Annotated in this window: 7 protein-coding genes and 1 rRNA gene; all 8 read left to right on the forward strand. The window is 52.5% G+C overall.

Translation table 11 applies throughout. The features are described from left to right. The first annotated feature begins 4 nt into the window (after positions 1-4). Positions 5-120: ribosomal RNA gene (rrf, locus tag NNO02_RS21960) — 5S ribosomal RNA — on the forward strand. Positions 121-798: 678 nt separating this feature from the next. Further along, the gene (locus NNO02_RS21965) at positions 799-1,674 is read left to right on the forward strand and encodes a ParA family protein (RefSeq protein ID WP_271455742.1); all 876 of its coding nucleotides are present in this window, start codon (positions 799-801) and stop codon (positions 1,672-1,674) included. Next, positions 1,674-2,063: a hypothetical protein gene (locus tag NNO02_RS21970; protein WP_271455743.1), complete on the forward strand. Its 390-nt coding sequence runs from the start codon at positions 1,674-1,676 to the stop codon at positions 2,061-2,063. Before NNO02_RS21965 ends, NNO02_RS21970 begins: the two co-directional genes overlap by 1 nt. Then, positions 2,056-3,408, forward strand: a complete 1,353-nt coding sequence (gene dnaB-PI, locus NNO02_RS21975) for an SPI-7-type island replicative DNA helicase (protein WP_271455744.1) — start codon at positions 2,056-2,058, stop codon at positions 3,406-3,408. The genes NNO02_RS21970 and dnaB-PI overlap by 8 nt, the downstream gene beginning before the upstream one ends. Then, positions 3,398-5,011, forward strand: a complete 1,614-nt coding sequence (locus NNO02_RS21980) for a ParB family protein (protein WP_271455745.1) — start codon at positions 3,398-3,400, stop codon at positions 5,009-5,011. Before dnaB-PI ends, NNO02_RS21980 begins: the two co-directional genes overlap by 11 nt. Further along, positions 5,008-5,250, forward strand: coding sequence for a TraR/DksA C4-type zinc finger protein (locus NNO02_RS21985; protein ID WP_271455746.1), 243 nt, complete (start codon positions 5,008-5,010; stop codon positions 5,248-5,250). The genes NNO02_RS21980 and NNO02_RS21985 overlap by 4 nt, the downstream gene beginning before the upstream one ends. 81 nt (positions 5,251-5,331) lie before the next feature. Next, entirely contained in the window at positions 5,332-5,856 is a 525-nt protein-coding gene (locus NNO02_RS21990) for a DUF2857 domain-containing protein (RefSeq protein WP_023218673.1), read from the forward strand. Continuing rightward, on the forward strand, positions 5,856-7,055 hold the full coding sequence (locus NNO02_RS21995) for an STY4528 family pathogenicity island replication protein (protein WP_271455747.1): 1,200 nt from the start codon (positions 5,856-5,858) through the stop codon (positions 7,053-7,055). The genes NNO02_RS21990 and NNO02_RS21995 overlap by 1 nt, the downstream gene beginning before the upstream one ends. Positions 7,056-7,325: the final 270 nt, after the last annotated feature.

Below are 7,325 nucleotides of genomic sequence, written 5' to 3' on the forward strand. Positions count from 1 at the left end.
TTTGCCTGGCGGCTGTAGCGCGGTGGTCCCACCTGACCCCATGCCGAACTCAGAAGTGAAACGCCGTAGCGCCGATGGTAGTGTGGGGTCTCCCCATGCGAGAGTAGGGAACTGCCAGGCATCAAATAAAAGCGAAAGGCTCAGTCGAAAGACTGGGCCTTTTGTTTTATCTGCAGTCTGTCGGTGAGCGCTCTCCTGAGTAGGACAAATCCGCCGGGAGCGGATTTGAACGTTGCGCAGCAACGGCCCGGAGGGTGGCGGGCAGGACGCCCGCCATAAACTGCCAGGCATCAAATAAGTGAAGAAGCCCATCCTGACGGACGGGCTTTTTTGCGTCTGTGGGGAGTGGAAACCGCCGGATGTGGCATCCCGCCTTATCCGGCCTACAGCTGAATGTATTTTGTAGGCCTGATAAGCGCAGCGCATCAGGCACTCCCGGTGGCATTTCGCCGGATGCGGTGTATCGCCTTATCCGATCTACAACTGTAAAAACCTGCCCTGTTATCCGTATCCCACCTTCAGTAGTGGGTGCGGTCATCCTCTTAAGTCCTGTCCTATTGTTGAATCTAACAGTTTTGTATCGATGTTGGGTTTACGCAGTGAGATGGGGGGGTGAGAGGGGTTGTGATTGCTTTAGAAAGATCAGAGGCTATAAAAGCAAAAACCCAGCCATGGGCTGGGTTCTTTAAATAGTGGTGCCCGGACTCGGAATCGAACCAAGGACACGGGGATTTTCAATCCCTGATTTAAACACGCATAGAACGTTTGTTACCTGTAAATCGTACACAGGTGACTTATATGCATGTAATTTCAGTAATTTCTACCAAAGGCGGTGAAGGTAAGTCCACTCACTCTGCCAACCTGGCTGGCTTCTGTGCCGACGCCGGTCTCAAAACCCTCCTGATTGACGGCGATTACCGTCAGCCAACCGTCTCCAGTTATTACCCTCTTTGTTATGAAGCTCCATGTGGTCTGTATGAGCTGCTTATGCAGACTGTAGATCTTAACCATCCGGAACAGTTAATTTCCCATACCTGCATTGATAATCTTGATCTGATAATTTCCAACGATCCTCACGGACAACTAAAAACGGCAATGATGCACGCACCTGATGGGCGCATCCGATTACGTAATCAGCTACAGCATCCATTATTTGCGTCTTATGACGTAATTATTGGTGACACACAAGGCGCACGTTCAATCATGCTGGAACAGATGCTTCTGGCGACAACACATACCGCGCTGGCAGTTGTGAAGCCTGTAATGCCTGACATTCGGGAATTCTTACGAGGAACGGTGGGATTGATGGAAGAGCTGCTTCCCTACCGTGGGTTTGGTATTGCGTTGCCGCCGATGAAGATATTGGTTAATTGCATGGATTACACGCTGCTGGCTGAAGAAGCGCTGGGTGCGTTAACCACGATTATTGCTGATGGAACGTATAGCAAAGCGGATATTCCCCCCGTTACTCTGCTCGAAACCCAAATCTACGATCTTGAAGTCTACAAGCTGGGCCATACACGGGGGCAACCCGCTCACCGTCTTGAATACCAGACTGACCGGAAGAGTTTGCCTGCCGCGCAGACCATGCACGATCTGGCCTGTGAATTGTTCCCTGAATGGAGCGACCGCTTTGATGCGGTGCTGCAAAACCAGCCGAAGGGGGATAAGTAATGACACTTTATCGTGCAAATTACAGTCTCGTAGCTCGCGATGGTCGGGTAAAAGTTGATGAGCAATGGGTCTTTTTTGAAGCCAAAACCTATTCTGACGCTCTGGAAAAAATCCCTGGCCTACTGAAAGCAATGTGGGATGGCAGTGAATTCCAGCTCGAAGTATGGGGTCTGATGCTGGATAACCAGATTGTTGATCTCAGCATGGATATGGAGATTGATTCTCCCCGGGAGTGGCGTTTCTTTGAGGTCGGTTATTCCGCTGGTTCTGCCGTTTATCTTGATGTCGAACGTGATGGCTGGCCGCTGTTTCTTGTTTCCCCGTCCTTGCTGGCCCGTTTGAATAAAGCCCTGGTCGAATGTCGTAGTGCCGGAGGCCAGAATGAATAACACCGAACAGATATCGCCGCCACATTCAATCAGCGCCGAGCAGGCTGTCCTTGGCGGTTTGATGCTTGATAACGATCGCTGGGATGATATTGCAACGATTGTTTCTGCTGACCGCTTTTATTCGCGGCCGCATGGCGTGATTTTCTCCGCCATGCAGACGTTGTTGCTTCAGAACAAGCCCATCGACCTGATAACCCTGGCTGAATCAATGGAGCAGCAAGGTACTCTGGAACAGTGCGGCGGTTTTGCCTATCTCGCCGAACTCTCCAAAAATACGCCCAGTGCGGCCAATATCGTGGCTTATGCAGAGTATGTTGCCAGCTACGGGCAGAAGCGTCAGTTGCTGGAACTGGGACACGATCTGGTCGGGCAGGCCAGCGATACCAGAAGTGACCTGATGGTATTACTGGACGAAGCTGAGCGCCGTATCTTCGCCATTGCCGAACAGCAATCCCCGGATGGGGATGTTGATCTGCCTGCTTCACTGGAAACCTTCCTCAACCGGCTAGAGCAGCGTTGCGGCAGCGAAGATCTCATTACCGGTACGCCTACCGGCTTTGCTCAACTAAATACGATGACCAGCGGCTTCCAGTCCAGTGATCTGATTCTGCTGGCTGGTCGTCCATCGATGGGGAAAACTGCGCTTGGGTTGGCATTTTGCGATGGAGCGTTGAATGAGCGTCCGGATATGGCGGTGCAGGTCTACAGCCTGGAAATGCCTACCGAGCAGCTACTGATGCGCTTTACCGCCATGTTAGGTCGTGTTCCTCTGCAACACCTGCGCAATGGCGATATGCAGGATGAAGACTGGGCGCGGGTCAGCGAAGCAATGAAAGTCCTGCTTGAAGACTGGAAAGGCAGGCTGGTAATTGATGATTCCAGCTATATGACACCGGCGCTCCTGCGTTCCCGGGTAAGAAAAAATATCCGTAAATATGGCTATCCATCCCTGATCCTGCTGGACTATCTGCAACTGATGCGCTGCCCGGGGCAGGAAAACCGGACGCAGGAGATCGCGGAGATATCCCGCTCACTCAAAGCGCTGGCGAAAGAAATTGGCTGTCCGGTGGTGGCGCTGTCACAGCTCAACCGGTCACTGGAAAGCCGGGCGGATAAGCGTCCGAACAATGGCGATCTGCGCGATTCCGGGGCGCTGGAGCAGGATGCCGATCTGATTATGTTTGTCTACCGGGACGAAGTGTATGACGCCGATACGCATGAACCCGGTGTGGCGGAAATCATCCTTGGCAAGCAGCGCAATGGCCCGATTGGCACCGTAAAAGTACAGTATCAGGCGGAGATTACCCGATTCGAAGATTTCACCGGAGGTCGCTATGACTTCTAAGAAATCCAGTCAACTGGGTGAAAAGCTGCTTCAGCGGGGTCGTACCCCGAACACTGAAAGCGCTGCCGTGGTGCTGCCGGTCAATGAAATGCCGATGGTTCTGACGCTGGAGCAACTGCGTCCCAATCCGGATAACCCCCGAACTTCCCTTAACCCGAAGTATGACGATATCAAAGCGTCGATCCGCGCCCGGGGGCTGGATTCGGTGCCAAAAGTCACCAGAGATCCGGAAAGCCCGGAGGATGTTTATATCTTCAGCGACGGTGGCAACACTCGCTATTCCATCCTGACGGAACTGTATGCAGAAACAGGCGATGAGCGTTTTCGCCGTGTTCAGTGCATCGTGAAACCGTGGCCGGGGCGTTTGCAGTGCGTTATCGGCCATCTGGCCGAGAATGATGTACGTGGCGAGCTGTCATTTATTGAGAAAGCTTTTGGCATCGAGAAGGCGCGAGCTATCTACGAGGAACAACTGGGGCGAGAAGTGAGTCAGCGCGAGCTGGCCGATCTGCTGAAAGAGGCCGGTTATCCGGTTCACCATTCGAATATCAGCCGTATGGTGGCGACAATCGAACACCTCTGGCCGTGGATACCCAACTTGCTTAATTCAGGTATGGGGCGGCCTCAGATCGCCCAGCTTATTGCGTTGCGAACGGCGGCGGAAAAAGCATGGCAGACCTTCAGTCAGAACGTCGCATTGCCGCCGGAACAGGAATTTAATGATGTCTTTGGCGGTGTCTGCCGTGCCTTTGACGACCCGGATCACTACTCAGCCGACATCTTTAAAGAAGAGCTGATTGCGGCCTTGTTGAAAGCTATGCCCGATCCGCAACTGACCTACGATAGCTGGTTGATTGAACTCGATCCGCAGGAGCAGAACCGACGCAAACTGTTCGGCGAGCCGAAGCCGCTTCCCCAGCATGTTCTGGATGCAGACAAAACCCATGATGAGCCTTCACTACCACCGGCTGCTGAGCCGCCCTCTGTTACCATCGATTCCGGAACAACAGGGAAAAAGCCTGTCACTACCGGGGGCGACTCCTCTGAACATATTGATCTACCGCCCGATGAAGAACAGCTGGATCTTTATGATGGGAATATACCTGGAGATTCGATATCTGAATTTCCCGACGTTACTCCGGACGTTGATCAAGAGCCTGGTGATTGTACTGGCGGTCAGCGTCAGGAGCCGCCAGTAAATCCCATTACTTTTGCTGTGAACGGGCTGGAGCCGGTAACCGATATCTGGCATATCCCGACGTTACAGGATGATGTTGAACATCTACAGGACATCGCGTTTCGCCTGGCGTTTGAACTGGCGGAGGTGATGGGGATTGAAGATGCTGTTCAGGAAGATAAATCTCTCCTTGGCGCAGGCTATTCTCTCCCGCCAAATGCGAACAGTGAGCTGCTGGCCGCATTGTGTGGTGGCGGATCTTATACCCCTTTATCGACACTAACCGGATTTCTTCTCGGTGCGTCCAGCCCGTTTGAAGAACCCTTACTCAATGATGTGTATGCAGTGAAATTTCTGCGGTTGATTAGAGTTGTACGCCGGTTGCGCGAGCTGCAACGTCAGACATTTGGGGAGGGCGCAGCATGAAAGCGGACTGGGTTGATGAGGCACAGGAGGTGACCCAACTGATGGTCGATAGCCAGGTCGAGCGCATTCGCTCTTCGTTGATATCACCGGCGATATCGTCTGCTGAATGTGAACTCTGTGGACATGAGATCCCGGAAGCCCGTCGCAGAGTTGTTCCGGGCGTCAGGCTGTGCGTTGAATGTCAGACCATTGCCGAGTTTCGGCGGCGTGTTGGATATGGAGGATTCGATGAAAGCTGAAGCCACATCATGGATCGTTATTCTGCTTTGTTTTCTGGCATGGGTTGTTGATATTGCGATTATTTATGGAGGGAGTGCGCGATGAATGCACTGTTAACGCAGATAGTTATGGAGTTGAAGTCGGGCAATATCCGCCGTTGTGAGGCGATGGGGTTAACGCTGGAAGAGATCCAGGAACTAAACAGCCTGACCGTTGAGGATTTGCATTATCTGGTGAATACACAGGTATCGCTTCTGACCTTCCGTATCAACCATACCAACCTGAACACCATGCTGGCGCAGGCCCGTCGTGAGCAGACCCGGACACAGCGTATCGACAGAGCGCTAACGCTGGGCGGCTCTATCGAGCTGATGCAGTGTTTTTTCGGTCTGACGGCGTCGGAAGTCAGTTCCCGGCGACGCCTGGTCGGTGTTGTAACCCGGCAGGGGCGCAGCCAGATCCCGACAGAAGAACAGGAACTGGCGGTGTGGCAGCAGTGGAAGGCATCGAATGTTGACAACCTGGAATCGCTGGATGCGCTGGAGGCCATGATGCTAATCGCTGAGCAGCAGGACATTTCGTTAACCGCAGTCTGGACGCTAACCAAAGGATGGAGTGCTGCCTGATGGCCGTTGTTCCCGTCGATGATGTTATTCAGCGTACGCTGGCGAAGATGCAAAACCGGATTGAGCAAAAGGCACAGTCCGGCGAGCAGAGTAATGAGCAGAGCGGATTGCTCTTTCTGGGGAACGTGCATGACGCCGTTCCCCGGCGTTTATTTCTGGATAGCCGATTGTCTCCGCTGGATAAGATGGCGTGGGTGATGATCCGGCTGTACGCCCAGCAGAACGAGGGCGCTGTTTTTCCTACCTATGACGAATTGCAGTGCCAGCTGGCGCTTCCTCATTCGGATAAAGCCTCCCGGGAGACGGTCAGCAGGGCGCTGTTAATGCTGCGTCTTACCGGGTGGCTGAGTCTCTGCAAGCGTGTCAGGGATAAATCCGGGCGTATTCGCGGCAATATCTATGCTCAGCACGACGAGGCGCTGGGACTGTTTGACGCGGAATACTTCGATCCCGGCTGGCTTGATGCCGTTGCTGATGCCTGCCGACACACCAATAAAACAATACGCCTGACAGCGCTGGCCGTTTTGCATGAAATCAAATCCGATACCCGTATGCGCCACCGGCACTCACGCGTTACGCTGATCGAAGCTCGGTTATCTGCCCCACAAACTCCGCAGGAAATGGTGTCGTTACGGCAGAAGAAAACCCCCGGTTCTAAAACCGAACCAAGTCAAAAACCACAGAGTTCGGAATCCGAACTTAGCCGCCTGGAGGGGGGTATTTTACCGGGTTCGGATTCCGAACTAAGCCGGAAATCAAGGGATGGCGGCTTAGTTCGAAAATCGAACCGTTACGTACGTAGTTTTACACAGAGTGTAAAAGATACGTACGTAGGGGGCGAAAGTCGGTTGTCATGGCCGACGGCGGTAATCGAGCGACTGAATACACCTGACCGGGATATGCTGGAGCAGCAACTTAGCGTGTTGCCTGACGGGCTGGGACAGCGGATTCTGGACGATCTTGCTGGCCGCATGAAAGCGGTGGAGGTCAGGAATGTCACGGCCTACCTGCTGGCGAATCTGAAACGGGCAAGGGAAGGGCAGTTTAACACTGGTGACGTGGGGGCAGTACATCCGCCTGTAAAGCCAAAATCGGTAAGTACGCCACCACTTGGTGGAAAAACAGAGGTCAAACGTGCTCGCAGAGAGTTTGTGTCTGGTGTGATGGCTGAGATCAGGGGGAATTATTTCAGGTCATAAAGCGAGCAGTGTTGACAGTGTCAACAGCCAAGGATAATTATAACTGATATGTCGATCTTTAATGGGGAGGGTAATTACAAGGTTTAAATTTCTATGTTTGTAATCACCCATGATGATGAGTTTTTGCAATGAAGAGGATATGTTATTTTTGAGGCATTTTTTCCTCTAACCGTTTGATTAGGCTGCGTATTACTTTCGTAAAAGAATGGATTGCCCCATAACGGAATGATATTGGATTATTATTTATATAGTCTTCGAGATGGTTTAATG

The sequence above is a fragment of the Citrobacter sp. Awk 2 genome (assembly GCF_028069815.1).
GTDB lineage: Bacteria > Pseudomonadota > Gammaproteobacteria > Enterobacterales > Enterobacteriaceae > Citrobacter.

Coding starts and splice junctions, on each gene's coding strand:
- NNO02_RS21985 (WP_271455746.1), top strand. CDS start 5,008: ATGAAAGCGGACTGGGTTGATGAGGCACAGGAGGTGACCCAACTGATG.
- dnaB-PI (WP_271455744.1), top strand. CDS start 2,056: ATGAATAACACCGAACAGATATCGCCGCCACATTCAATCAGCGCCGAG.
- NNO02_RS21995 (WP_271455747.1), top strand. CDS start 5,856: ATGGCCGTTGTTCCCGTCGATGATGTTATTCAGCGTACGCTGGCGAAG.
- NNO02_RS21970 (WP_271455743.1), top strand. CDS start 1,674: ATGACACTTTATCGTGCAAATTACAGTCTCGTAGCTCGCGATGGTCGG.
- NNO02_RS21965 (WP_271455742.1), top strand. CDS start 799: ATGCATGTAATTTCAGTAATTTCTACCAAAGGCGGTGAAGGTAAGTCC.
- NNO02_RS21980 (WP_271455745.1), top strand. CDS start 3,398: ATGACTTCTAAGAAATCCAGTCAACTGGGTGAAAAGCTGCTTCAGCGG.
- NNO02_RS21990 (WP_023218673.1), top strand. CDS start 5,332: ATGAATGCACTGTTAACGCAGATAGTTATGGAGTTGAAGTCGGGCAAT.